Source organism: Silvimonas sp. JCM 19000 (assembly GCF_054652575.1).
The window spans coordinates 166,477-191,868 of sequence record NZ_BAAIHC010000007.1; the positions used below are offsets into that span (position 1 = coordinate 166,477).

Sequence of the window (25,392 nt, forward strand, 5' to 3'; positions counted from 1 at the left end):
CATGTCTTCTGATCAGTCCAACTCGCCATTTCGCCCCACCAATACCGTGATCAAGCTGCACCCGGTAGCGGCCGCGCCTGGGCTGGACCGGCGCACCTTCATGAAGTGGATGGCGGCGTCGGCCGCGCTGGCGACCGCCGCCTGCAGCGGTCCGCCCGAAGAAAAAATAATGCCGTATGTGCATATGCCCGAAGGCATGGTGCCGGGGCAGCCGCAGTTTTACGCCACGATGTATCCAGTCGACGGCGTGGCGCAGCCGGTGTTGGTGCAAACCAATATGGGGCGGCCGGGCAAGGTGGAAGGCAATCCGCGCCATGGGTTTAGTCAGGGCGGCAGCGATATCTATAGCCAGGCGGCCATCCTCGAATTGTGGGACCCCGATCGGTCACGTACGCCACTGCGCGGCGCGGTGCCTGCCAGTCTGGATAGCGTGCTGGCGCAGCTCAACCAACAGGCGCCCCTTTGGCAACGCAATGGCGGCGCGGGCTTACGGCTCTTGCTGGGGCCGTCCAGCTCGCCGACCTTGCTGGCGCAATTGCAGGCGCTGCAGCGGCGTTACCCGGCCATGCGCTGGGCCGTGCATCACCCCTTGCGTAATACGGCACTCGATAACGCCAGCCGCGACGCCTTCGGCCAGGCCGTCAGTTGGGATTATCGTTTTGATCAGGCGCGGGTGATTGCCAGTTTTGATTGTGATTTCCTCAGCGATCTGCCCGGTGCCACCGCCTATGCGCGGCAATGGGCAAACAGTCGCAAGCCTGAGCGCGCGGGCGGCCTTAGCCGTTTGTATGCCTGGCAATGTGTGCCGGGCCTGGTGGGGGCGATGGCGGATCATCGCGTGTTGGCCACGCCCGCGCAGGTCGAGGCCGCGTTGTGGCAACTGGCCGCCGCGCTGCAATTGCCGGGCGCGCCGGCCGATGCGCCCATCATGCCGCAAATCAGCGCTTTGGCCGCAGATTTGCGCAAGGCGCGGGGCGCCAGCGTCATCATCGCCGGGCCGCGTTTATCCAGCCAGGCACACGCTTTGGTAATTGCGCTGAACCAGCATCTGGGCAATCTGGGCCACACCGTTTTGCCACTGCCGGCGCGGGATATCGCCAGCCACGCGCCGCAAAGCGTGTCGGCCCTGATTGATGATTTAAATGCAGGCCGGGTGCAGACCTTGCTCATCCTGGATGCCAACCCGGCTTACGATCAGCCGCAACTAGCCGCTGCGCTGGGCCGCGCCGGGCAGCTGATTCATCTAGGGCTGTATCGCGACGAGACCGCCTTGCGCGCGCATTGGCATCTGCCGATGGCGCATGCGTTTGAGAGCTGGAGCGATGCTTATGCCGCCGATGGCAGCGTGTGCATACAGCAGCCGGTGATTACGCCACTGTATGACGGGGTGTCGCCGCACTGGCTGCTGGCGCAATTGCTGCAGGCGGATGCCACCGATGATTACGCCACGGTGCGTGCGTATTGGCAGCAGCAGTGGGGCGCGGCCGATTTTGAACACGGCTGGCAACAGGCGCTGCAGCACGGTGTGGTAGCGGGCTGGCCAGCCGCGCGCCCGTTAACGCCAGGCCACATTACGATCAGCACCGGCTTCAAACCGTCGGCATCGTCCAGCCCGTACATCCTGGCCTTCGCCCCCGATCCGCGTGTGCGCGATGGCCGTTATGCCAACAATGGCTGGCTGCAGGAACTGCCCAAACCGCTCAGCAAGCTGACGTGGGGCAACGCCATCGGCCTGAGCGCCCACACTGCGGACCAGCTCAAGCTGGACGATGGCGATCTGCTGCAAATCAAAGCGCAAAACCAGCAGATCGAGGCACCCATCCGGCGCATGTCGGGCGTGCCGGATGGCGTGCTGGTGCTGTATTTCGGCGGCGGCCGCCAGACCGGCAGCGTGGGCCAGGACGTTGGCCACAATGTTTATCCGCTACGCGGCGCGCAACCGGGATGGACGCTGGCGGCCGAGCGGGTCTGGGCCACGGGCGAGAAAGCCGAACTGGCCGCTACGCAAACGCATTTTGATGACGAAGGCCGCGCGCCAGTGCGCATGCTGGCGGTGGGCGCAGGCCAGGCGCATCCGGCCTTGCCGCCCGACCCGCATGCGCGGCAAGCCAGCCTGTATCCGCCGTTCAGCTACGACAGCTACAAATGGGGCATGACGCTGGATCTGAACGCGTGTATCGGCTGTGGCGTCTGCACCATCGCTTGCCAGGCCGAAAACAATATCCCCGTCGTCGGCCCCGGCGAAGTGGCCAAAGGCCGCGCCATGCACTGGATACGCGTGGATGTGTATGAAGGCGGGCCGTATCCGCTGCCGACGCGGTTTCAGCCGGTGACCTGTATGCATTGTGAGAATGCGCCGTGCGAAGAAGTCTGCCCTGTCGGCGCCACCGTGCACGATAGCGAGGGCCTGAATGTGCAGGTGTACAACCGTTGCATCGGCACGCGGTATTGCTCCAACAATTGCCCGTACAAAGTGCGGCGCTTTAACTGGCTGCAATACGCCAATGTGGCGCAAGAACCGCTAAAGGCGCAGCGCAATCCGGAAGTCACCGTGCGCCGCCGCGGCGTGATGGAAAAGTGTTCATATTGTTTGCAGCGCATTACGCGCGCACGGCTGAATGCCGAGAAAGACCAGCGCCGCATTCGGGACGGCGAAATGGTCACCGCCTGCCAGGCCGCCTGCCCGGCGCAAGCCATCCACTTTGGCGATCTGAACGATGCGGGCAGCGATATTCGCCATATCAAAGCGTCGCCCTTGCATTACACGCTGCTGGAAGAACTCAACACTCAACCGCGCACCACCTATCTGGCGCGGCTGACCAACCCCAACCCCGCGTGGCCGGAGGCGAGCCATGGCGCTGCCTGATCAGCCCGCCGTGTCGCGCGGCACGCCCGAACTGGCGCCTGGCTATAGCGCAGGCTCGATCACCGACCGCATCGCGCACATCGTGCTGCACGATCCGCTGGGCTGGCGCTGGACTGCGGTGTTTGGCGTAGCCAGCCTGGGCGTGTTGATGTTTGTGGTAGCCACGGCCTATTTGTTTGCCGTGGGCGTGGGCATCTGGGGCGTCGATATGCCGGTGGCGTGGGGCTTTGCGCTCACCAACTTTGTCTGGTGGATCGGCATTGGTCATGCCGGCACGTTTATCTCGGCCGTGCTGCTGTTGCTGCGGCAAAAATGGCGCACCTCAATCAACCGCTTTGCCGAAGCCATGACGTTGTTTGCCGCCTCGATTGCCGGGCTGTTTCCCATCCTGCATCTGGGGCGGCCGTGGTTCTTTTACTGGCTGGTGCCGTACCCCAACAAGATGACGCTGTGGCCGCAATGGCGCAGCCCGCTGATCTGGGATTTCTTTGCCATCTCCACCTATCTGACCGTGTCTTTGCTGTTCTGGTACGTCGGGTTGATTCCGGATCTGGCGGCCTTGCGCGACAAGACCCACAACCGACGCAAGCAATTCTGGTACGGCTTGTTTGCGCTGGGCTGGCGCGGCGAAACGCGGCAGTGGGTCAGCTTTAACCGTACGTACTGGCTGCTGGCCGGGCTGGCGACGCCGCTGGTGGTGTCGGTGCACACCATCGTGGCGATGGATTTTGCCATCGGCAACACGCCCGGCTATCACTCGACTTTGTTCCCACCGTACTTTGTGGCCGGGGCGCTGTTCTCAGGCTTTGCCATGGTGATTACGCTGGCGATTCCGCTGCGCGCCGCCTTCAAACTGCAGGCGTTTATCACGCCCACGCATCTGGCCAACGCCGCCAAGGTGGTGCTGGCCACTGGCTGCATCGTCGGTTACGGCTACATCACCGAAACCTTTACCGCGTTTTACAGCGGCAATGAATACGAACGCGCGATGACGCTGGACCGCGCCATCGGCACTTACGCGCCGCTGTTCTGGCTGATGCTGTTATGCAATGTGGCCGTGCCGCAATTGCTGTGGCTGCGCCGCGTGCGGCATCACATTCCGGCGCTGTTGACCATCAGCATTCTGGTCAACGTGGGCATGTGGCTGGAGCGTTTCATCATCGTTACGCAAAGCCTGCATCGCGATTTTTTGCCCTCCAGTTGGGGCAGTTACACGCCCACACGCTGGGACGTGATGTTGTATGTCGGCTCGATTGCGCTGTTTGTGTTTTTGTTCATGCTGTTTATCCGCTTCTTGCCACTGATTTCGATGGCTGAAATGCGCGAGCTGGTGCAAGAGGAGAAACAGCCATGAGCGGCTTTGGCTATCTGGTGGGCCTGCACAGCGCCGACGCCCTGGTGGAGGCGGTCAAGGCGGCCAAGGCGGCGGGCTTTGTGCGCATCGATACCTTTACGCCGCAAGCCATCGAAGAACTGGAACAACTGTTGCCCTCGCCCAACCGGGTGCCGTTGCTGACTTTGCTCGGTGGCATCGTCGGCGGCGCGGCGGGTTATCTGATGCAGTGGTATTCGGCCACCCAGGCCTACGCCATCAATGTAGGCGGGCGGCCGCTGCACAGCTGGCCGTCGTTTATTCCGATTACGTTTGAGACCACGGTGCTGGGTGCGGCGCTGGCGGCGGTGGCGGCGTTTTTGTGGGGCAGCGGGCTGCCGCGCTTGCATCATCCGTTGTTTGATATTGACGCGTTTGCGCTGGCCAGCAGCCGCCGCTTTTTTATCTGCATCCGCGCGCAAGACCCCAACGCCGATCAAGCCGAGGCATGGCTGCAAACGCTGGGCCAGCCGGTGTACGAGGTCAAACAATGACGCGCCTGCTGTGGCTCTGTCTCGTCCTGGCGGCCTTGCTGTGCGGCTGCGAAAAAGCCAAACAGGATATGTACGACCAGGCGCGCTACAAGGCGTATGCCTCGTCGCCGCTGTGGGCCGATGGCACTTCGGCACGCACCGCCCCGGCGCATACCGTGGTGGCGGCGGCTGGGGATAGCGCGGGCAGCTCATCCGGGCGGCAAAGCGCAGTGCTGGATACGGCACAGCCCGCGCTAACGCCAGCCTTGTTACGTCAGGGCCAGCAACGCTACGACATCTTCTGCGCGCCGTGCCACAGCGTGGTGGGGGATGGCGACGGCTACGTGGTGCGGCGCGGTTTTCCCCGGCCGCAGAGTCTGCATAGCGAGCGCTTGCGCCAGCTGGACGACGCCAGCCTGTATCGCATCATCAGCGATGGGTATGGCGTGATGCTGCCATTTGCCAGCCGCTTGAATCCGCAAGAACGTTGGGCGACGGTGGCGTATATCCGCGCGCTGCAGCTCAGCCAGCACGCATCGGTCGCGCAATTGCCGCCCGCGCTGCGCCAGACCGTGGAGGCCGCGCGATGAAGTCACCGTTATGGTCTTTGGCGGTGTTGCTGGCGCTGGCCGTGTTGCTGTTTGCGCTGGATGCGCATGGCTTCTGGCTGGCGTGGCTGGTGGCGTGGTGGCTGGCGCTGGGCGTATCGCTGGGTTGCCTGGCCAATCTGTGCCTGCATGATTTAACCGGCGGCGACTGGGGCTGGCCGCTGCGGCCGCTGTGGCAGGCCGGGGTGGCGCAACTGGGCTGGATTGCACTGGCCGGGCTGCCGCTGTGGTGGGCCGTGCCCGATATTTTTGCGTGGGCCAGCCCAGGCAGCTCGCCCGAACTGGCGCGCGCGCATTGGTGGCTTAACGTCGGGTTTTTTCGCGGGCGCTTGCTGTTTGATCTGCTGCTGTGGTGCTTGCTGGGGCAGTGGCAACGGCGCACCACCGGCCGCGCGCGCGCCGGGCTGATCCTGATCTTGTACGGGCTGAGCATCACGGCCGCCAGCTTTGACTGGATCGCCTCGCTGCAAATCCAGTGGTATTCCACCGGGCTGGGCTTGCTGGTGGCCATCGGCCAGATGCTGACGGGCATGGCGTGGGCGGTGACCATGGCGGGCGGCGGCAGCGCGCGGCTGGGGCGCGATCACGGCAATTTGCTGCTGATGTACACGATGAGCTGGGCTTATCTGGCGTTCACCCAGTTCTTGATTATCTGGGCGGAAAACCTGCCGGACGAGATTTCCTGGTATGTGCCGCGCCTGCAATGGCCGTGGCAGGGCCTGGCGTGGCTGCTGTTGCTGGGGCATTTTGCGCTGCCGTTTGCCTTGTTGCTAAGCCGCGCATTCAAACAACGCATCGCCGCGCTGCGCGCGCTGGCGGGCTGCTTGTTGCTGATGCATGCGCTGGACGTGCTGTGGCTGATCTGGCCGTCAGCGCAACCACAGGGGCAACGGCTGTGGATGCCGCTGGTTTTGCTGCTGCCGATGCTGACCTTATGGCTCACGCTGGCGCTGCGACGCTGGCCCACGCGCGAGGTGACCGTATGAGCGAACCGCGCACCCAACCCGACCAGATCAACGCCAAACCGATCTATCTGGTGGGCCTGACCGTGCTGGCGCTGTTGGTAGCGGCCGGGCTGGCGGTGGACGTGCTATTGCAGCATGTCGGGCCTGCCAGTTCGGGCCAGGATGTGCAGCGGGCCATCAAGCCCCCGGGGCCGGTATTGCAAACGGCGGGGCCGGATGATTTGCAGCGCTATCAGGCCAGCAAAGCCGCGCAATTGCATGGCAATGGCTGGGTGGACCGGAAAGCGGGCATCGCGCATATCGATATTGATGTGGCGATGCAATTGCTGGCCTCGGCCCCGGCCGCTGCGGGCAAAGGAGGCGGCCGATGAGTCTGCGCTCGATACGGTTCGGCGCGCTGCTGCTTGGCGCGTGGCTATGCGCATCCGCCTGGGCCACCACGCTGGGGCCTGCGTCGCAAGCCGGCTTGCAGCAGAAGCTGGGCGCGGCCTTGCCGCTGACGCAAACCTGGCAAGACCAGCACGGCAGTACGCACGCCTTGGCTGATTACGCCGGCGGCGCGCCGATCTTGCTGGTGCCCACCTGGTATCGCTGTAGCAATCTGTGCGGCGCGTTGCTTACCGGCACGCTGCAGTCATTACGTGCCACGGCCTTGCAGCCCGGCCGGGATTATCGGCTGGTGCTGTTCAGCATCGACGCACAAGAAACACCGGCCGACGCCCGCCAACGCGCCACTGACTTTGCCGGTTTTAACGCGGAGCTGGTCGATAGCGTCTGGCTTACCGGCTCGGCCGAGCGTATCGCCGCGCTGCAACGCGCCATCGGTTTTAGCAGCCAATACGATCAGGCGCAGCGTCAGTACATCCACCCGGCGGTGCTGGTGGTGGCCGACGCGCAAGGCAAGGTCAGCGCCTATCTGCCCGGCGTGCGGCCGATTCCCTCTGAGCTGAGTGCCGCCTTGCATGCCGCGCGTCAGGCGCAGCCGTGGAGTCTGTCGCAGCAAGTGGCGTTGATTTGCGCGGGCTTTGATCAGCATGTCGGGCGCTATAGCGGCGTGGTGTTTAACGCCCTGCGCGCAGCGGCATTGCTGGCGGCGCTGGCGTTGGGCGGCTGGCTATGGCGGCGGCATCGCCTGGAGGGGCTGCGATGAGCGACTTCCAGTTGCATCCGGTCGCGGCCACCGCGCATGCGGCGCAGGTCGATACGCTGTTCTATTGCATGTTGGCGCTAACCGGCACGGTGGCGTTGGCGCTGGCGTTTCTGATTACGTTTTTCAGCATCAAATATCGCAAAGGCTCCAACGCGCGCCGTGATCATCCGCCCACGCAGAACCGCGCGTTGGAACTGAGCTGGATGGCGATTCCGCTGTTGTTGTTTCTGGGCGTGTTTGGCTGGGCCGCATGGTTGTACGCGCAGGCCTATCAGCCCGCCGCCAATGCGATGACCGTATTTGTGGTGGCCAAGCAGTGGATGTGGAAAGTGCAACACGACAACGGTCGGCGCGAAATCAACGAGTTGCATGTGGCGGTGGGGCAGCCGGTGCGGCTGATGCTGGCCAGCGAAGACGTCATCCACAGCTTTTATGTACCGGCGTTTCGCATCAAACAGGATGTGATTCCGGGCCGCTATACCTCGATCTCGTTTAACGCCGATCGCGCGGGCACGTACGAGCTGTATTGCGCCGTGTATTGCGGCACTGCGCACGCCACGATGGAAGGCCGCGTGATTGTGATGCCACCGGCTGATTACGCGCGCTGGCTGGAAAGCGGCGACCAGGCCGATGGCCTGAGCAGCTATGGCCAGACCTTGTATCGCCAGTACGGCTGCAGCGGCTGTCATGACGCGGGCGCTGGCAATGCGCCCGCCTTGACCGGAGTGTTTGGCCAGCCGGTGCAACTGGCCGATGGCCGCCGCGTGATCGCGGATGAAGGCTGGCTGCGCGAGGCGATTTTGCAGCCGCATGCCAATCGCGTGGCCGGGTATCCACCGAATATGCCCGCCTTTGCCGGCCAGTTGCAGGAAGAAGAACTGGCTGCCTTGATTGCTTATCTGCGCAGGAAATAACGCACCGTGTCCAGCTATCTGACTGAAGGCCCAACGTTGCGCCAGTGGCTGACCACCACCGACCACAAAAAGGTGGCGATTCTGTACGCCATCGCCATCACGCTGTTTTTTTTTATCGGCGGCGCGGCGGCGGTGATTATCCGGCTGGAACTGGCCACGCCGCAGGGCGATCTGGTGCCGGCGCAAACCTATAACGAGCTGTTTACCGCGCATGGCGTGATCATGGTGTGGTTTTTTCTGATTCCGTCGATTCCGTCGGTGCTGGGTAACTTTTTGATTCCGTTGATGATCGGCGCGCGCGATCTGGCGTTTCCACGGCTGAATCTGGCCAGTTGGTATATCTATCTGATCGGCGGGGTGGGCACGCTGTGGGGCATGTTGCTGGGCGGCGTGGATACGGGCTGGACCTTTTACACGCCGTTTTCCACCATGTTCAGTAATTCGCACGTGATCATTGTGGTGCTAAGCGTTTTCTTTACCGGCTTCTCGTCCATCCTGACCGGGCTCAACTTTATCGTCACCATCCACCGCTTACGCGCGCCCGGGCTGACGTGGTTCAAGCTGCCGCTGTTTGTGTGGGCGCATTACGCCACCAGCATCATTCTGGTACTGGCCACGCCGGTGCTGGCCATGACCATGGTGCTGATCGTGATCGAGCGGCTGTTCCAGGTGGGCATTTTTGATCCGGCGCTGGGCGGCGACCCCTTGTTATTCCAGCATCTGTTCTGGTTTTACAGCCACCCGGCCGTGTACATCATGGTGTTACCGGCCATGGGCGTGGTCAGCGAAATCATTCCCACCTTTGCCCGGCGCAAGATCTTTGGCTATCGCTTTATGGCCTACGCCATCATGGGCATCGCGCTGCTGGGCTTTCTGGTGTGGGGGCATCACATGTTTACCAGCGGCATGTCGATGTATGCGGGCATGACGTTTTCGCTGCTGAGTTTTTTTGTAGCGGTGCCCTCGGCGATCAAGGTGTTTAACTGGACCGCCACCTTGTACAAGGGCTCGATTACCTTTGATGCGCCCATGCTGTATGCGCTGGGCTTTATCGGGCTGTTTACCATTGGTGGCCTGACCGGGCTGTTTCTGGCGGCGCTGGCGCTGGATGTGCACCTGACGCACACCTATTTTGTGGTGGCGCACTTCCACTACATCATGGTCGGTGGCGCGGTAGCGGCCTACCTGGGCGGCATTCATTTCTGGTGGCCCAAGGTTACCGGCCGCATGTACCCGGAAATGTGGGCGCGGGTGGCGGCGGCCATGCTGTTCTTTGGTTTTAATCTGACGTTTTTTCCGCAATATCTGCTGGGCTATGAAGGCATGCCGCGGCGCTATCACAGCTATGCGCCGGAATATCAGCTGCTGAATGTGTTGTCTTCGTCCGGTGCCTCCATTCTGGCCATCGGCTATCTGCTGCCGCTGTGTTATCTGGCGTGGTCGCTGTTTTATGGTCGGCATGCGCCGTCCAATCCGTGGGAAGGGCGCGGGCTGGAATGGAAAACGCTGTCGCCGCCGCCGGTAGAAAACTTCCGCAACCCGGTGGTGGTGCATAGCCATGTGCACGAAGTGGCCGGGGAGGGCGCGGCATGAGCCTGACCACGATAGACGACGCGGGCCGGCTGGAAACGGTGCGCCTGGGGATGTGGGCGTTTCTGGCCTCCGAGCTGATGTTCTTTGGGCCGTTACTGCTGGGCTGGACCTATGGCCGCATCAGCATGCCGGATGGCTTTGCCTGGGCCAGCCGCCAGACTGATTTATGGCTGGGCACGCTGAACACCGCCATTTTGCTGAGCAGCAGCGCGGCAATGGCGCTGGCGGTGCAACTGAGCGCGCTGCAACTCAAACGCCAGGTGGGGCGCTGTTTGCTGGCGTGCGCGGCGCTGGGCGTGGCGTTTTTGCTGATCAAGTTTTACGAATGGCATCGCGAATGGGCCGAGCACCTGTTTCCCGGTCCCGACTTTGCTGGCCCGGCGCATACCGGCGCGCAGTATTTCTTTGTGGTGTATTTCAGCGCCACCTTCTTGCATGCCATCCATTTGACTATCGGCATCGGCGTGACGCTGGCCATGTGGCGGCGCGTGCATAAGGCGATGGGGCCGCTGCCACAGCCCGCGCTGCATGCTGCCGGCTTGTACTGGCATTTTGTGGATGTGGTGTGGGTGGCGTTGTTCCCCATGCTGTACCTGGTGGAGCGCACGCCATGAGCGAACATAACGCGGCGCGCATCGTGCAGGATGTCGCCAAAGTGTGGCTGGCCTTGCTGGGCTTGCTGGCGCTAACGGTGGGTACGGCGCTTTTGCCCCTGGGCATCTGGAATACGCTGTTGAATGCGCTGATCGCCCTGCTCAAGGTGGTGCTGATCGGCCTGTGTTACATGGAGCTGCTGCGGCATGACGCGCTGCCGCGCTTGATGGCGGTGGTGGCCTTGTTTTTTCTGGTCATCATGCTGGGGCAGACGATCAGCGAGCATCTCACTCGCGGCATCAGCACCACGCCATGGACGCCGCCTGCGCAACGGGCACCACTGCCGCAAGGCGGCCCTGATGCCACCACGCCATCCAATCACCGTCTGCCTGCGCCAGGCTAAGCCATATGCAAAGGAAACAAACGCCGGGCCATCGTGGCAAACACCATGCCGGCTTGCGCCACCGTGCCCGCGATCAGCGCCAGCACCACGTGCTCGGTGATGATGCGGGGCCCGATAAACAGTTCGGCCAGCCAGATCACCACAATCAGCACCATTACCGCGCTGTTCAGCCGTACAAAAATCTGGATCATGGCGTGGGCCAGCTTTTGCTGCAGCGTAATGTTGGACAGCACTTGCCAGTCATCCGGCGTGAGTTCGGCGTCGTGCTCGGGCATCAACGGCTGCGTCATATCCTCATCAATCGGTACTTCGGCGGGCATGGTTCACTCCCGGTAGCGGGTAGCGCTCATTTGCGTCTGAGCAATACCTCCGTGGTATCTCCGTCAGGATGCCGCAGAAAAATCTGGTCGCCCGCTTTGACGTGTTCGCAGAAATACGCGGTGAGCCGCAGGCTGTAACGGCAGGCGCGCGATAGCGTCGGGGCGTTCAGGTTTTCTTTACAAAAATGCAGGTCCCGGTCCATGTCTGAATCGACATCGAATTTAATCAGGCGCACGTTCGGCATGTGTAACTTTCCGGGTGATGGGTTTTATAAATGCGAGTGCCAATCCACACTGGCCGTGCGTGGCTTGCTGGCCGCGCGCCCAACAACTTACCCTTCGGATACTTCCGAATCGATGCAGGAATTACCATGCTGCTTTTGAGTCGTCGCCGATTGCTTTTTTGCGCTGCATTGTGTGCGCCGATATTAAAAACATGGGCTGCGCCCAAAGCCAAAGCCCCGACCACGCCGCCGGGCCTGGATGCCGCGCGCCAGCTGGCGCAAATCGAAACCACCGCTGGTGGCCGCCTCGGCGTGACCGCGCTGGACACCGGCACCGGCAAATGGCTGACCTATCGGCCGGATGAGCGCTTTCCGCTGGCAGGCGCATTAACCCCCTTGCTGGCGGCGGCGGTGCTGGCGCGGGTTGAACAAGATCAGGAACAACTATCGCGGCCGATTCTGTTTACCGCGGCCGACCTGCAACCATGGGCCCCGATTGCGCGCACGCGGCTCAAGGCGGGCCAGATGACGGTGGCCGATCTGTGCGCCGCAGCCATCCAGTTTGACGATCACACCGCCATCAACCTGCTGCTGACCAGCGTGGGCGGCCCCAGCCAGCTAACCAACTGGCTGCGCACGCAAGGCGATGACATCAGCGAAATCGACCGCTTTGAGCCCGATCTGACCAGCGCCATCAAGGGCGATGTGCGCGACACCAGTACGCCAGCCATGATGCTGAAAATGCTCAACCGCTTTTTGCTGAGCGACGCCATGGCCATCGAATCGCGCGCGCAATTGCAGGCGTGGCTGCTGGGCAACGGCAATGCCACCACGCGGCTGCGCGCGGGCTTGCCGCCGGACTGGCGCGTGGGCAATGCCAGCGGTAACGGCGAGAACGGCAGCACCAATGATCTGGCTATCATCTGGCCGCCGGAGCCACGTGCGCCGGTGCTGCTGACGGCATGGCTGACCGACAGCAAAGCCACCGGCACGGTACGCGATGCGGCATTAAAAGAAGTGGCGCGGGTGGTGTTTTCTCGCGTGGTGTAGCGGCCGCCGTGCCGTGGCTGGCGTGCCGACTGTCGGGCATGTAATTAAAACGGAACGACTACATTGGCCATCTCGTCCAAACTGAGTCAGCGGGTTGCCGTCGCAATCCGCCCGGATGAGGGTCTAGATATGGATAACCAAAGCCAATCGGCGGATGTGCATTTGGGGCCGTTGCTACGCAGCCGCGCCGAACGCTATCTGGCCGAACACAGCGTGCGCGAAGCGTTGCTCAACAACGCCAGCGAACAAGAGCTGCAACAAGCGCGCGAAACCTTGCGGCAGAAAGAGCGTGCTGAACAAATCAGCAACGAGCGCTTTAATGCATCGTTACATCAGATGTCGCCGCGTTTTCATGCCTTCCGCCAAAGCCCGCTTCCCGAACGTGAACTGGAATACCACGCGGTCTGCGAATTTCAGCTGACCGGTGACCCACGCGATTTTCCGGTGCGCAAAGAAATGCTGATCGGCCGCCACTAAGGTCGGCAGGACCCGTCCACAGACTCAAGCAAACCGGTGCCTGGTGCACCGGTTTTTTTATCCGGGGTGGGTGCTGCTGTTGTGGCATGCGGGCGGCGGGGCTGTATCTGCTTTCGCCAGGCCGGCCTGTCTATACTCATTGGCTCTTACCCCCAGGAGCCACCCATGCCGATCAAAGACTGGATCACCGCCCTTACCGTCATCGTGGTGTGGGGTGTCAATTTTGTGGTGATCAAGCTGGGCCTGCATGGTGTGCCGCCGATGCTGCTGGGCGCTTTGCGCTTCTGCCTGGTGGTGTTTCCCGCCATCCTGTTTGTGCCGCGTCCCAAAGTGGCGTGGCGCTGGCTGTTGTTGTACGGCGCCAGCATCAGCCTGGGGCAGTTTGCGTTTTTGTTCAGCGCTATTTATGTGGGCATGCCAGCCGGACTGGCGTCGCTGGTACTGCAGGCGCAGGCGTTCTTTACCGTAATTCTGGCGGCGATTTTTATGCATGAGGCCATCCGCTGGCATCACCTGACCGGCATGCTGGTATCGGCTTGCGGCCTGGCGCTGATCGGCAGCGGCGCGACCACCGGCTCGTTCTCTCTGGCGGGTTTCGGGCTGACCTTGTGTGGGGCGCTCTGTTGGGCCACCGGCAACCTCACCATCAAAAAGATCGGCGCGGTTAATCCGTTGAGCCTGGTGGTGTGGGGAGGACTGGTGCCGCCGCTGCCGTTTTTTGCGCTGTCTTATCTGCTCGAAGGTCCGGCCCGCATCAGCGCTGCGCTGGCGCATTTCAGCCTGAACAGTTTTCTGGCGGTGTCTTATCTGGCTTATTTCGCCACCGGCGTCGGCTATATGTTGTGGGGCCGCTTGCTGGGCAAACATCCGGTCGGCCGCATCGCACCACTCACTTTGCTGGTGCCGGTAGTGGGCTTGATCAGCGCGTCGCTGCTGCTGGACGAGCGTTTGTCCGCGCTGCAATGGCTGGGTGGCGCGGTGGTGATGCTGGGCTTGCTGATCAATGTGTTCGGCCCGCGCTGGCTGGCTGCGCGCACGCTGACGGCCTAAGCGCTATCATCGCGCATCGCCCACCCTCGGGATTGTTGTATGCCGTATACGCTTGAAAATCGTCTGGTCATCGGCGTGGCTTCCAGCGCCATGTTTGACCTGGCTGAGTCGGACGCTGTGTTCCGGGCCGAAGGCGAGGCCGCCTATCGCAAGTATCAGGAAGACCACCTCAACGACACGCTGCGCCCCGGCGTGGCGTTTTCGTTTGTGCGGCGTTTGTTGTCGCTGAATGACCTGCGCAACGATCCGGAAGACCCGTTGGTTGAGGTGGTGCTGCTGTCGCATAACGACCCGGACACCGGTTTGCGTGTGATGAAATCAATCGAAGCGCACAGGCTGGGCATTACCCGCGCCATCTTCATGCAGGGCCGCGCGCCGTACGAATACATACCGGCGCTGGAAATCTCGCTGTTCTTGTCGGCCAATCAGGACGATGTGCGCAAAGCCATACAGCGCGGTTATCCGGCCGGTTATGTCATGGCCTCTACCCTGGTCGACGATGAGGATGATGCCGAGCTGCGTATTGCTTTCGATTTTGACGGCGTACTGGTCGATGACGAATCCGAAAGCGTGATGCAATCCACCGCCAGCCTGGCGCGGTTTCATGAGCACGAAACGCGTAATTTGCTCACGCCGCATAATCCCGGCCCCTTGCAGGACTTTTTGATGCGAGTGGCGCGGATACAGGCGGTGGAAATCCAGCATCGGCTGGAAGACCCGAGTTATCAGAACCGCTTGCGCGTCTCAGTGGTCACCGCACGCAATGCCCCGTCGCATGAACGCGCGCTCAACACGCTCAAGAGCTGGGGCGTGATGGTGAACGATGCGTTTTTTCTGGGCGGCATCGAAAAGCGCAAAGTGCTGGCGGTGCTGCGTCCGCATATCTTTTTTGATGACCAGAGCGGGCATTTGCAGAAATCAGCCAGTGTGGTGCCGAGCGTGCATATTCCGTTTGGCGTAACCAACCGCATGCTGGAATAGACCCGCAGCCAGTACGCTGGGCAAAAAAAATCGCGCCACCCTTGCCAGGGTTGCGCGATTTTTATATCCAGCTGCCGCCGGGCCGTAATGGCTTAAGCGCGGTCTGCCAGCAGTGCTTCGCTGACGCCAACCAGTGTTGCCAGCGCAATGCCTTCAGCGGCCAGCTTGACCGAATCCAGCGGCGGGAAAGTCGGCGCTACGCGGATATTGGCGTTGCGCGGATCGTTGCCATTGGGGAAGGTATTGCCAGCCGGCACCATGGCCACGCCTGCTTCTTCGGCCAGTTGCACCACGCGTTTGGCGCTGCCGTCACGCACGTCCAGGCTGATAAAGTAGCCGCCTTCCGGTTTGGTCCAGCTGGCAACGCCACGGCCGGCCAGCAGGTTCTCGAACACATCCAGCACGGCGTTCATTTTCGGATTGATCAGCGCGGCGTGGCCCTTCATCAGATTGGTCAGGCCAGCAACATTCTGGATGAATTGCACATGACGCAACTGGTTGGGCTTGTCCGGACCAATCGAGCGGAAGCTCATGTTTTTGCTCATCCACGCCACGTTGGCTTTGGACGAACCAAACAGCGCCAGGCCCGCACCGGCAAAGGTGATCTTGCTGGTCGACGCATACACAAAAGCGCGATCCGGATTACCGGCAGCGGCGCAGGCATCCAGAATATTGGCGACTTCATGCGGGGTGTCGGTCAGATGATGCACCCCGTAGGCGTTGTCCCAGAACAGGCGGAAATCAGGCGCGGCCGTTTTCATGCGTGCCAGCCGTTCCACCGTTTCGTCGGAATAGGTTTCGCCAGTGGGGTTGCTGTATTTGGGTACGCACCACATGCCTTTGATGCTGGCGTCTTCTGCCACCAGTTTTTCTACCACGTCCATATCCGGACCCTTGCCGGTCAGCGGTACGGCAATCATCTTGATGCCGAATTGTTCGCAGATGGCAAAGTGGCGATCGTAACCAGGCGCGGGGCACAAGAACGTCACCGGGGCGGCCGACCACGGCGCATTGCCGCCGGGCACGCCTTTGAGCAGTGCGTACACGATGGTGTCGTGCATCAGTTCCAGCGAAGCATTACCCGCCACGATCACTTGCTCGGCCGGTGCGCCCAGCATGTGTGCAAACAGCGCGCGCGCTTCGGGCAGGCCAGCCACACCGCCGCCATAGTTACGCAGATCGCCGCCGCCTTTGGCCGCTTCTTCATCGGTCTGGCCCAGCAGCGCGTTGGACAGATCCAGCTGTTGCGCGGACGGCTTGCCACGAGTCGAGTCCAGCTTCAGACCACGCGCCTTGAACGCGTCATAGCGTGCGCGCACGGTGGCGTGAAATTGCTTCAGGGCTTCGTTGTCCAGAGCGGTGAGATCACCGGCAGGCAACAGCGGCTGGGCTTGATCCATGACATCCTCATAACGGTTGTAAGAGCCGAAGCTGGCTCGAAAGGGTAGCCCGCTATTGTGCCAGCACCCGCGCGGTTTGGCAGGGCGGGTTTGGCAGCAAGTTGAGAATTTTCGGACAGAGGTGGTGGCGGCAGCGCCGGTGGGCGGCGCGATCGTGATGGCCATCACGACCGCAGCGCAGCGGCCCGGCCCTTATGCCGGACGCTTGGCGTAAAACTGGATGGTTTGCAGCGAGGCCGCGGTGGTCGGAGGCGGCGCATCAAAGATATGCGGTTTCATCGCGCCCACCACATGCATCTCACAGGGTTTGCAATCAAAACGTAGCGTGTAGGTTTCGTTGCCGGTTTTCAGCGTCATCGGCTCGGCCTTCACCTGGCCCTGTACGCCTTTAACGCCCTTGGCCTGCTTGGGGCACAGATTGTAGGAAAAGCGCAGGCAATGCTTGGTGATCATCAACGACACTTCGCCCGGCTCTTCGTGTGCCTCGTACGCGGCGGCGATCAGTTGCACACCATGGCGCGTGTAAAAGTCGCGCGCGGCCTGGTTGTAGACGTTGGCCAGGTAGGACAAAGACGTTTCCGGGTATGGCGCCGGCGGCGTCACTTCGGCCTTGCGCGGCAAGCGCTGCCACGCTTTCAGGCGGGCGGTTTCCAGTAATTCGACCGCATCACGGCGTAAGGCATTGATCGCGCCGGCGGGCACAAACCAGGTTTGCGCGGTCTGGATATCGATATGCACCGCGTTGAACATGGTGTTGCCCAGCTTGGCCAGGTTGTCGTGCAGCGTGGCTTGCGCTTTCTCGACGTTCTGCGCCGGTTGCAGTTCCAGCGCCGCATGCGCGGTGGCGCTACAGCCGTCTTCGTCAGTCAGCGTCAGCGCCAGGCCGCTGGCTTCGTCGCGCAGCTGCAGCCAGACATCGACCTTGCGTTCAGACGATTTGCGCGTCAGCGCCAGTTCCCAATTGTGATCACGGTTGCGGTGTACGGTGACGCCGGGCTTGAGGCCTTCCAGCGCCTGCATCGGCTCATTGGGCGACACGCGCCACAGATCGCCGCGCGCGCCGGTGCCAATTTTCTCCACCGTGTTGGCTTGCAGGCCGACCACTTCGCGCTTCTTCATATAGTTAAGGCCGTCGCCATTGGCGAGGGGCGCGGCGCTGTCGAGTTCAAACCACGTCGGGCCGAGGCGCGTGACGGTGCCGATTTCCACGCCCACATATTTGGGCGATTCAAACGCGCCAATGTCGGGCAGGCGGCCATTTACAAAGTAATCGGTGTGGCCGCGATGGAAGTTCTTGTCGACATCGGGCGTAAAAAACACTTCGGTCTGGCCGCTGGAGGCGCGCGCCAGTTCGGGGCGGCGGGTCAGGATTTCGTCCAGCAACACGCGATAATGCGCGGTAATGTTTTTGACGTAACCCATATCCTTGTAGCGGCCCTCAATCTTGAAGGAACGCACCCCGGCATCGATCAGCGCTTCCAGATTGGCGCTCTGGTCGTTGTCTTTCATCGATAACAAATGCTTGTCGAAGGCCACCACGCCGCCCGAGGTGTCGGTCAGCGTGTACGGCAAGCGACAGGCTTGCGAGCAATCGCCACGATTGGCGCTGCGGCCGGTATCGGCATGGCTGATAAAACACTGGCCGGAATACGCCACGCACAGCGCGCCATGGATAAAGAATTCGATGGTGGTGTCGGCAGGCACGGCATCGCGCACCTTGCGGATCTTGTCCAGCGTCAGCTCGCGCGCCAATACAATTTGCGAAAAGCCGCTATCGGCCAGAAAGCGTGCTTTTTCTGGCGTGCGGATATCGCATTGGGTGGACGCGTGCATCTGCATCGGCGGCAGATCGAGTTCGAGGATACCCATATCCTGCACAATCATCGCATCCACGCCAGCGTCATACAGCTGGCGGATCAGTTTGCGCGCGGGTTCCAGTTCGCTGTCGTGCAGGATGGTGTTGAGCGTGACAAAAATGCGCGAACGATAGCGATGGGCAAAGCGCACCAGCTCGGCAATTTCGCTGACTTCGTTGCTGGCGTTGTGGCGCGCGCCAAACGACGGGCCACCGATATACACGGCATCCGCCCCATGCAGAATTGCCTCGCGGCCAATTTCTACCGTCCTGGCGGGGGCAAGCAATTCAAGTTGATGGGGCAGCAAGCTCATATAAATCAATCCGGTGGGGCATCAAGGGGCAGAACTATACAGGGGCTGCCGCGGCCACGCCAAAGCGCTGGACGAGCGCAGCCTGGCTGACACGCACAGCATGCTTATGCCTGCAGTTCATCAAGAGCAGCACAGTGGCGGGCTGTCGCTTTTTGCAGGTGAGTTTTACCGCATGATCTGGATCAAGCGCGGCGCTGATCCGGATAGTCCCGATGGATGCCTGGGCGGCAGATTGGCGGCTTCTTTCCCCTGTCCGGATGTTGCTGATGTTGACCCGCTTTATTCTCAAGCGCTGCCCCGAAGGCCACTTTCTGTTTCGCCTGGAAAACCGTAAAGGCAAAACGCTGTTGACCAGCGAACCCTGCGCCAGTCGGGCCGATGCGCTGGCCGCCATCGATGCAGTACGCGCCAGTGCCTTGCGCATGACGCGTTATGTGCGCCGTACCGATGATTACGGCTTACCGTATTTTGTCTTGATGGATGCCAACGCCAATGTGCTGGCTTCGGGCGAATCGTATGGCACGTGGCGGGCGGTGGAACTGGTGATCAGCACGGTATCGCGGGATGCGGGCAAAGCGGTGATCGAGGAACTGCCGTGAGGCGCGCCAGACATGAGCTGCATGCGCCGCTGGCGGCGGTGCGCTCGGAGGCCCGAGTGCACCGCGTTGCTGGCAGGCGGCGGGGCGCCGCGCCAATTTACTCTTTGTGATAAACCTCGGCACCGCGCTTCACAAACTCGATCGACTTGGCTTGCATGCCTTGTTCCAGCGCTTTGGCCTCATCCAGGCCTTGCTGTGCCGCATAGTCGCGCACGTCCTGGGTGATTTTCATCGAGCAGAAATGCGGACCGCACATGGAACAGAAGTGCGCCAGCTTGGCGCCTTCCTGCGGCAGCGTTTCGTCGTGGAACGAGCGCGCTTTGTCCGGATCAAGGCCCAGGTTGAACTGGTCTTCCCAGCGGAATTCAAAGCGCGCTTTCGACAAGGCGTTATCGCGAATCTGTGCGCCCGGATGACCCTTGGCCAGATCAGCGGCGTGCGCGGCCAGCTTGTACGTGATGATGCCTTCCTTCACGTCGTCCTTGTTCGGCAAGCCCAGATGCTCTTTGGGCGTGACATAACACAGCATGGCCGTGCCATACCAGCCGATCTGCGCCGCACCGATGGCCGAGGTGATGTGATCGTAGCCGGGGGCGATGTCGGTGGTCAGCGGTCCCAGCGTGTAGAACGGCGCTTCGGAGCAGTCTTGCAGCTCCAGATCCATATTTTCTTTGATCAGCTGCATCGGCACGTGGCCGGGGCCTTCGATCATGACCTGCACATCGTGCTCCCACGCAATCTGGGTCAGCTCGCCCAGCGTGCGCAGTTCGCCCAGTTGCGCTTCATCGTTGGCGTCCCAGATCGAACCGGGGCGCAGACCATCGCCCAGGCTAAAGCTGACGTCATACGCCTTCATGATTTCGCAGATATCGGCGAAGTGCGTGTACAGGAAGTTCTCTTTATGGTGCGCCAGACACCACTTGGCCATGATCGAGCCGCCGCGGCTCACAATGCCGGTCATGCGGTTGGCGGTCAGCGGCACATAGCGCAGCAGCACGCCCGCGTGGATGGTGAAGTAATCCACGCCTTGTTCGGCTTGCTCGATCAGCGTGTCGCGGAACAGCTCCCACGTAAGGTCCTCGGCCTTGCCGTTCACCTTTTCCAGCGCCTGATAGATCGGCACCGTGCCAATCGGCACCGGGCTGTTACGCAGTATCCACTCGCGCGTTTCGTGGATGTTTTTGCCGGTGGACAAATCCATGATGGTGTCCGCACCCCAACGGATGCCCCACGTCATCTTGTCGACTTCTTCATTGATCGAAGACGTAACCGCCGAGTTACCGATATTGCCGTTGATTTTCACTAGGAAGTTGCGGCCAATAATCATCGGCTCCACTTCGGGGTGGTTGATGTTGGCGGGGATGATGGCGCGGCCGCGCGCGATTTCGTCGCGCACAAATTCCGGCGTGATCTTCTCGGGGATAGAAGCGCCAAAGCTCTGGCCCGGATGCTGGCGCAGCATCAACTCAGCCATGCGCTTGCCCTTGCCGCCCAGCGCCAACAGGCTCTCAATATATTGTTCGCGGCGCAGGTTTTCGCGGATGGCCACGTATTCCATCTCGGGCGTCACAATGCCGCGACGGGCGTAATGCATCTGCGACACATTGGCGCCGTCTTTGGCGCGGCGCGGCTGGCGGTGCAGTTCAAAGCGCAGCGGGTCCAGGCTTTTATCGGCGGCGCGCAGGCGACCGAATTCGCTGGTCAGATCATCCAGCAAGACGGTGTCGTTGCGTTCTTCAATCCACGGGCCGCGCACGCTGGGCAAACCCTTGCGCACATCGATGCTGGCGCTGGGGTCGGTATACAGGCCGGAGGTGTCGTAGACGGTAATGGGCGGGTTTTGCTCGCCGCCAAACGCGGTGGGCGTGTCGCTTTGGCTGATTTCGCGCATCGGTACGCGGATGTCCGGGCGACTGCCGGTTACGTAAACTTTGCGCGAATTGGGCAGCGGCTGAATGGCCGCAGCGTCGACGTGGGCCGTATCGGCAGTGAAATCCAGGCGGGTATTCATGGCGTCTCCTAAACAGAAAGACGGCGCGGGGTGCGCGTAAAGACGCCAGGATGGATGAGATGCGAGGCGGCTTCGCTTCCCTACGCCGGTGTGAACCGGATCAGGTGCTGAGGGACTCTCTCATCCGCGATCTACGCGGAACCCCTAGCGAAACTCAATGCTGTGAACGGTATCCAGTTTATGCAATAATCGCAAGCTAATTTCGAGCGCAAACGCCGGTTTGCTGTCAGGTCTTAAGGTGAAAAAATGGATTGGGAACACGCCCGTTATCTGTTGGTAGAACAACAAATCCGCCCGTGGGATGTACTGGATCAGAAGGTACTGGACCGGGTACTGACCGTTAAACGTGAAGACTTTGTGCCGGCCGATAAAAAGGCGCTGGCCTTTGTCGATACCGATCTGCCGCTGGGCCATGGCTCGGTGTTGATGTCGCCCAAGCTGGAAGCACGCATGGTGCAAGACGCCGAAGTCCAGCCGACCGACAAGGTGCTGGTGGTTGGCGCCGCCACCGGTTATGTGATGGCGATGGCCGCAGGTCTGGCCAATCAGGTTTATGGCATCGAAATCGAGCCCGAACTGGCGGCCCAGGCCGAAGCCAATCTGGCCCGCGCCGGCATCCGCAATGCGCGCGTGATTGTCGGTGATGGCATGGGCGGCATTCCCACCCAGGCCCCGTTTGACGTGATTATCGCGACCGGTTCGTTCTATGAAGTGCCGCAAGCACTGAAAGACCAACTGGCTGTGGGCGGCCGTTTGATCGCCATCGTCGGCGAACTGCCGATCATGAGCGCCACGCTGCTGACCAAGGTCGACACCGCCGCATGGCGCAGCGACAAGCTGTTTGAATACAACCTGCCGCGCATGAAGAACGCCCCGGCCAAGCCGGTGTTCCAGTTCTAAGCGCGGTAGTCGATACCCCAAAGGCGTGGTCATGCACCACGCCTTTTTAACGTCTGGCGCTTATCCTGCGCCAGCGCCTTTGTGGATTAAAAAACATGCAGCAAATGCCCGCCCTTGATCTGGCCGCCCGCCTGGCCGATACCAGCAAACCCAAGCCCGTGCTGCTGGATGTGCGCGAGCCGTGGGAATACGCGCTGTGCCATCTGGCCGATAGCGTGTCGCTGCCGATGAACGAAATCCCCAATCGGTTCAATGAACTGGATGAAGACGCCGAAATCGTCGTCATCTGCCATCACGGCATGCGCAGCTACCAGGTGGGTGTGTTCCTCGAGCGCCAGGGCTTTGGCCATATCGTCAATCTGGCCGGCGGCGTGGATGCCTGGGCCAACGACGTTGACCCGGCCATGGCGCGCTACTGATCACGTCAGTCGACGCGCATTACAACGACAACAAACCGCGCACGCCGTCGGCATCCATCTGGTCGCCCCGGCCGCGCGCGATGATTTCGCCGCGTTCCATCACCAGATAATGGTCGGCCAGCGAACGCGCGAAATCGTAGTACTGCTCCACCAGCAAAATCGCCATCTCGCCGGTCTCGGCCAGGGCGCGAATGGCGCGTTCGATATCTTTGATAATCGACGGCTGGATACCCTCGGTGGGTTCATCCAGGATCAGCAACTTCGGCCCCATCGCCAACGCCCGGCCGATTGCCAGTTGCTGCTGTTGGCCGCCAGACAAATCGCCACCGCGCCGTCGCAACATTTGCTTGAGCACCGGAAACATTTCAAAAATCCGTGGTGGAATCGGCGTGCTGCCCGGCCGTGACGCCAGCCCCATGCGCAGATTTTCTTCCACCGACAGCCGCGAAAAAATCTCGCGCCCCTGCGGCACATAGCCGATGCCAGCGCGCACGCGGTCATACGACGCCAGCTTCGTGATGTCCGCACCGCCAAACTGGATACTGCCGCTGCGTGTGGGCACCACGCCCATCAACGATTTCAGCAGCGTGGTTTTGCCAACACCGTTGCGGCCCAGCAGCGTGGTTACTTTGCCCGGCTCGGCGGTAAAGCTCAGGCCGCGCAGAATATGGCTGCCGCCGTAATATTGATTGAGGTTTTCGACTTGGAGCATGGCGGGTTCCTTTGCTTTGTTAGCGCCCGAGATAGACTTCAATCACGCGGTCATCGGCCTGCACCGTGGCCAGATCGCCTTCGGCCAGCACGCTGCCTTCGTGCAATACGGTGACCTTGCCGCCCAGTTTTTCCACAAACGCCATATCGTGTTCGACCACCACCAGCGAATGCTGCCCGGCCAGCGAGACAAACAACTCCGCCGTGCGCATGGTTTCGTCATCGGTCATGCCCGCCACCGGTTCATCCAGCAGCAGCAATCTGGGTTCCTGCATCAGCAACATGCCAATTTCCAGCCACTGCTTTTGCCCGTGCGACAACAGCCCGGCCAGCCGATGCGCTTGTGCGGTCAGGCGGATTTGTTCCATTACCGTTTCGATGCGACCACGCGCCTCGCTATCCAGCTTGTAAAACAGACTGCGCCAGACGCGCTTGTCCATTTTCATCGCCAGTTCCAGGTTCTCGAACACGGTGTGTTGTTCGAACACGGTGGGTTTCTGGAATTTGCGGCCGATGCCGGCATGAGCGATTTCCGGTTCTTTGAGCCGCGTCAGATCCAGCGTTTGCCCAAAGAAAGCCTTGCCGCTATCGGGCCGCGTTTTGCCGGTAATCACATCCATCATGGTGGTCTTGCCCGCGCCGTTGGGGCCGATAATGCAGCGCAATTCGCCCACGTCGATATGCAGACTGAGTTTGTTCAACGCCTTGAAACCATCAAAGCTGACCGAGATTTCGTCCAGATACAGGATGACGCCGTGGGCGATATCCAGGGCGCCGGGTGTGACGGCGCGCGCCTGGCCGGCGCTGGCATCGGCCCACTGCGGGCGGTCTTCAATCGCGGGCGTGATCATGCGGCGTGCTCCTGAGTCAGTGGGGTGGGCGCGGCATCCGCCGGGGCCGGTGTGTTGGGGACATCTGGCGTGCGGCGTTGGGTCAGCTTCTGGTACAGACCGACGATGCCTTGCGGCAAAAACAGCGTGACCAGGATGAACAGAAAGCCGAGGAAAAACAGCCAGTATTGCGGAAACGACACGGTAAACCAGCTCTTGGCCAGGTTAACCACCACCGCGCCGATCACCGCGCCAATCAAGGTGCCACGGCCACCGACCGCCACCCAGATGGCGATTTCAATCGAAGACGCCGCCGACATTTCGCCCGGATTGATAATGCCCACCTGCGGCACATACAACGCACCCGCCACGCCGCACAACGCGGCCGACAGCGTCCAGATAAACAGCTTGTACCATAGCGGGTTGTAGCCGATGAACATGACGCGCGATTCGGCATCGCGCGTTGCCGCCAGCACCCGGCCGTAGCGCGAGGTGACTAGCCAGCGGCCCAGCAGCAAGGTGCCCGCCAGCGCCAACGCGGTCAGCCCTAGCAGCACCACGCGGGTTTCCGGTGCGGTGATCGAATAGCCGAGGATGCGTTTGAAATCGGTAAAGCCGTTATTGCCGCCAAAGCCGGTTTCGTTGCGGAAGAACAGCAACATGGCGGCGTAGGTGAGGGCTTGGGTGATGATGGAGAAATACACGCCCTTGATGCGGCTCTGGAAGGCGAAATAGCCAAACACACCCGCAACTACGGTGGGCACGCCGATGGTGAGGACGATGGCCCAGACCACGTTGTCGGTGCCTTGCCAGTACCAGGGCAGCGCCTTCCAGTCGAGGAAAACCATAAAGTCGGGCAGGGCGCTGTGGTAGTTGCCATCCAGGCCTATCTGCCGCATCAGGTACATGCCGAAGGCGTAGCCGCCGAGCGCAAAGAAGAGTCCATGGCCCAGCGACAGGATGCCGGCGTAGCCCCAGATCAAATCCATCGCCACCGCGACCATGGCGTAGCACATGATTTTGCCGGTGAGGGTGACAGCGTAGTTGGACACGTGCAGCGCGCTGTCGGGCGGCGCGAGCAGGTGCATGGCGGGGACGATGATGAGCATGAGGGCGAGGAACGCGAGCATGGCGGTCCAGCCTTTGGGGCCCAGCAATCTGACGCTACGTTCGGTGTATGACTGGCGCATGGTGGTTTTTTCCTGGGTTGGTGCGGTGGTGCTTTTTTATTCGTGGTTCGTGGTTGTAAAACCTTAACCGCTTAGCCTGCGGCGCATGTTTTTGATGTTCAGCTTGTGCTGAACAAACCTTTT

Annotated in this window: 26 protein-coding genes and 1 riboswitch; of the genes, 18 read left to right on the top strand and 8 right to left on the bottom strand. The window is 61.4% G+C overall.

Annotated elements, in window-relative coordinates; translation table 11 throughout:
* Position 1: 1 nt before the first annotated feature.
* From ACYQ1A_RS09040 to ACYQ1A_RS09090, 11 genes are read left to right on the top strand one after another with little or no spacing between them, the layout of a single operon-like run.
* Positions 2–2,866: a 4Fe-4S dicluster domain-containing protein gene (locus ACYQ1A_RS09040; RefSeq protein ID WP_499361761.1), complete on the top strand. Its 2,865-nt coding sequence runs from the start codon at positions 2–4 to the stop codon at positions 2,864–2,866.
* Complete coding sequence (nrfD, locus tag ACYQ1A_RS09045) at positions 2,853–4,220, top strand: NrfD/PsrC family molybdoenzyme membrane anchor subunit (RefSeq protein ID WP_499361762.1); 1,368 nt, start codon at positions 2,853–2,855, stop codon at positions 4,218–4,220. The genes ACYQ1A_RS09040 and nrfD overlap by 14 nt, the downstream gene beginning before the upstream one ends.
* The gene (locus ACYQ1A_RS09050; protein ID WP_499361763.1) at positions 4,217–4,732 is read left to right on the top strand and encodes a DUF3341 domain-containing protein; all 516 of its coding nucleotides are present in this window, start codon (positions 4,217–4,219) and stop codon (positions 4,730–4,732) included. Before nrfD ends, ACYQ1A_RS09050 begins: the two co-directional genes overlap by 4 nt.
* Complete coding sequence (locus tag ACYQ1A_RS09055) at positions 4,729–5,301, top strand: c-type cytochrome (protein ID WP_499361764.1); 573 nt, start codon at positions 4,729–4,731, stop codon at positions 5,299–5,301. Before ACYQ1A_RS09050 ends, ACYQ1A_RS09055 begins: the two co-directional genes overlap by 4 nt.
* Complete coding sequence (locus ACYQ1A_RS09060) at positions 5,298–6,305, top strand: hypothetical protein (RefSeq protein ID WP_499361765.1); 1,008 nt, start codon at positions 5,298–5,300, stop codon at positions 6,303–6,305. The genes ACYQ1A_RS09055 and ACYQ1A_RS09060 overlap by 4 nt, the downstream gene beginning before the upstream one ends.
* The gene (locus ACYQ1A_RS09065; RefSeq protein ID WP_062225967.1) at positions 6,302–6,655 is read left to right on the top strand and encodes a hypothetical protein; all 354 of its coding nucleotides are present in this window, start codon (positions 6,302–6,304) and stop codon (positions 6,653–6,655) included. Before ACYQ1A_RS09060 ends, ACYQ1A_RS09065 begins: the two co-directional genes overlap by 4 nt.
* A complete protein-coding gene (locus ACYQ1A_RS09070) occupies positions 6,652–7,434 on the top strand; it encodes an SCO family protein (RefSeq protein ID WP_499361766.1) in 783 nt (260 codons plus the stop codon). Before ACYQ1A_RS09065 ends, ACYQ1A_RS09070 begins: the two co-directional genes overlap by 4 nt.
* Positions 7,431–8,348 carry a cytochrome c oxidase subunit II gene (gene coxB / locus ACYQ1A_RS09075; RefSeq protein WP_499361767.1) on the top strand — a complete coding sequence of 306 codons (918 nt, stop codon included), beginning with the start codon at positions 7,431–7,433 and terminating at the stop codon, positions 8,346–8,348. The genes ACYQ1A_RS09070 and coxB overlap by 4 nt, the downstream gene beginning before the upstream one ends.
* A gap of 6 nt (positions 8,349–8,354) precedes the next feature.
* On the top strand, positions 8,355–9,941 hold the full coding sequence (gene ctaD, locus ACYQ1A_RS09080) for a cytochrome c oxidase subunit I (RefSeq protein WP_499361768.1): 1,587 nt from the start codon (positions 8,355–8,357) through the stop codon (positions 9,939–9,941).
* Positions 9,938–10,555: a cytochrome c oxidase subunit 3 gene (locus ACYQ1A_RS09085; protein WP_499361769.1), complete on the top strand. Its 618-nt coding sequence runs from the start codon at positions 9,938–9,940 to the stop codon at positions 10,553–10,555. Before ctaD ends, ACYQ1A_RS09085 begins: the two co-directional genes overlap by 4 nt.
* Positions 10,552–10,938: a cytochrome C oxidase subunit IV family protein gene (locus tag ACYQ1A_RS09090; RefSeq protein ID WP_499361770.1), complete on the top strand. Its 387-nt coding sequence runs from the start codon at positions 10,552–10,554 to the stop codon at positions 10,936–10,938. The genes ACYQ1A_RS09085 and ACYQ1A_RS09090 overlap by 4 nt, the downstream gene beginning before the upstream one ends.
* On the opposite strand, the gene ACYQ1A_RS09095 is transcribed toward ACYQ1A_RS09090, so the two are convergent.
* Positions 10,935–11,258, bottom strand: coding sequence for a hypothetical protein (locus ACYQ1A_RS09095; RefSeq protein ID WP_499361771.1), 324 nt, complete (start codon positions 11,256–11,258; stop codon positions 10,935–10,937). The genes ACYQ1A_RS09090 and ACYQ1A_RS09095 overlap by 4 nt on opposite strands.
* 26 nt (positions 11,259–11,284) lie before the next feature.
* Positions 11,285–11,503 (bottom strand): hypothetical protein, encoded by a 219-nt coding sequence (locus ACYQ1A_RS09100; RefSeq protein WP_499361772.1) that lies wholly within the window; start codon positions 11,501–11,503, stop codon positions 11,285–11,287.
* A 126-nt stretch (positions 11,504–11,629) separates the two neighbouring features.
* On the opposite strand from ACYQ1A_RS09100, the gene bla reads away from it, so the two are divergent.
* From bla to ACYQ1A_RS09120, 4 genes are all read left to right on the top strand, one after another.
* Positions 11,630–12,532, top strand: a complete 903-nt coding sequence (gene bla, locus ACYQ1A_RS09105; RefSeq protein ID WP_499361773.1) for a class A beta-lactamase — start codon at positions 11,630–11,632, stop codon at positions 12,530–12,532.
* A gap of 129 nt (positions 12,533–12,661) precedes the next feature.
* Positions 12,662–13,009, top strand: coding sequence for a hypothetical protein (locus ACYQ1A_RS09110; RefSeq protein WP_062224681.1), 348 nt, complete (start codon positions 12,662–12,664; stop codon positions 13,007–13,009).
* 165 nt (positions 13,010–13,174) lie between these two features.
* Positions 13,175–14,059 carry an EamA family transporter gene (locus tag ACYQ1A_RS09115; protein WP_499361774.1) on the top strand — a complete coding sequence of 295 codons (885 nt, stop codon included), beginning with the start codon at positions 13,175–13,177 and terminating at the stop codon, positions 14,057–14,059.
* 39 nt (positions 14,060–14,098) lie between these two features.
* Positions 14,099–15,040, top strand: coding sequence for a 5'-nucleotidase (locus ACYQ1A_RS09120; protein ID WP_499361775.1), 942 nt, complete (start codon positions 14,099–14,101; stop codon positions 15,038–15,040).
* A gap of 92 nt (positions 15,041–15,132) precedes the next feature.
* Here the strand turns inward: ACYQ1A_RS09120 and ACYQ1A_RS09125 are convergent, their stop codons facing one another.
* Together ACYQ1A_RS09125 and ACYQ1A_RS09130 are read right to left on the bottom strand one after the other, a co-directional pair.
* Positions 15,133–16,440 carry an aspartate aminotransferase type Ic gene (locus ACYQ1A_RS09125; RefSeq protein WP_499361776.1) on the bottom strand — a complete coding sequence of 436 codons (1,308 nt, stop codon included), beginning with the start codon at positions 16,438–16,440 and terminating at the stop codon, positions 15,133–15,135.
* Between the two features lie 192 nt (positions 16,441–16,632).
* The gene (locus tag ACYQ1A_RS09130) at positions 16,633–18,609 is read right to left on the bottom strand and encodes a peptidase U32 family protein (protein ID WP_499361777.1); all 1,977 of its coding nucleotides are present in this window, start codon (positions 18,607–18,609) and stop codon (positions 16,633–16,635) included.
* Between the two features lie 266 nt (positions 18,610–18,875).
* On the opposite strand from ACYQ1A_RS09130, the gene ACYQ1A_RS09135 reads away from it, so the two are divergent.
* The gene (locus tag ACYQ1A_RS09135) at positions 18,876–19,208 is read left to right on the top strand and encodes a YegP family protein (RefSeq protein WP_499361778.1); all 333 of its coding nucleotides are present in this window, start codon (positions 18,876–18,878) and stop codon (positions 19,206–19,208) included.
* A gap of 97 nt (positions 19,209–19,305) precedes the next feature.
* On the opposite strand, the gene thiC is transcribed toward ACYQ1A_RS09135, so the two are convergent.
* Entirely contained in the window at positions 19,306–21,219 is a 1,914-nt protein-coding gene (thiC, locus tag ACYQ1A_RS09140; RefSeq protein WP_499361779.1) for a phosphomethylpyrimidine synthase ThiC, read from the bottom strand.
* 60 nt (positions 21,220–21,279) lie between these two features.
* Positions 21,280–21,375, bottom strand: a riboswitch (TPP riboswitch).
* Between the two features lie 90 nt (positions 21,376–21,465).
* Between thiC and ACYQ1A_RS09145 the strand changes: the two genes are divergently transcribed.
* Entirely contained in the window at positions 21,466–22,119 is a 654-nt protein-coding gene (locus ACYQ1A_RS09145) for a protein-L-isoaspartate O-methyltransferase family protein (protein ID WP_499361780.1), read from the top strand.
* Between the two features lie 95 nt (positions 22,120–22,214).
* The gene (locus ACYQ1A_RS09150; protein WP_062224845.1) at positions 22,215–22,538 is read left to right on the top strand and encodes a rhodanese-like domain-containing protein; all 324 of its coding nucleotides are present in this window, start codon (positions 22,215–22,217) and stop codon (positions 22,536–22,538) included.
* A 19-nt stretch (positions 22,539–22,557) separates the two neighbouring features.
* Here ACYQ1A_RS09150 and urtE read toward each other — a convergent pair whose 3' ends face one another.
* The 3 genes from urtE to urtC are packed head-to-tail and all read right to left on the bottom strand — an operon-like array spanning position 22,558 to position 25,269.
* Positions 22,558–23,250 (bottom strand): urea ABC transporter ATP-binding subunit UrtE, encoded by a 693-nt coding sequence (urtE, locus tag ACYQ1A_RS09155; protein ID WP_499361781.1) that lies wholly within the window; start codon positions 23,248–23,250, stop codon positions 22,558–22,560.
* A 19-nt stretch (positions 23,251–23,269) separates the two neighbouring features.
* Positions 23,270–24,100 (bottom strand): urea ABC transporter ATP-binding protein UrtD, encoded by an 831-nt coding sequence (urtD, locus tag ACYQ1A_RS09160; protein WP_083459335.1) that lies wholly within the window; start codon positions 24,098–24,100, stop codon positions 23,270–23,272.
* Positions 24,097–25,269, bottom strand: a complete 1,173-nt coding sequence (gene urtC, locus ACYQ1A_RS09165) for an urea ABC transporter permease subunit UrtC (RefSeq protein ID WP_499361782.1) — start codon at positions 25,267–25,269, stop codon at positions 24,097–24,099. Before urtC ends, urtD begins: the two co-directional genes overlap by 4 nt.
* Positions 25,270–25,392: the final 123 nt, after the last annotated feature.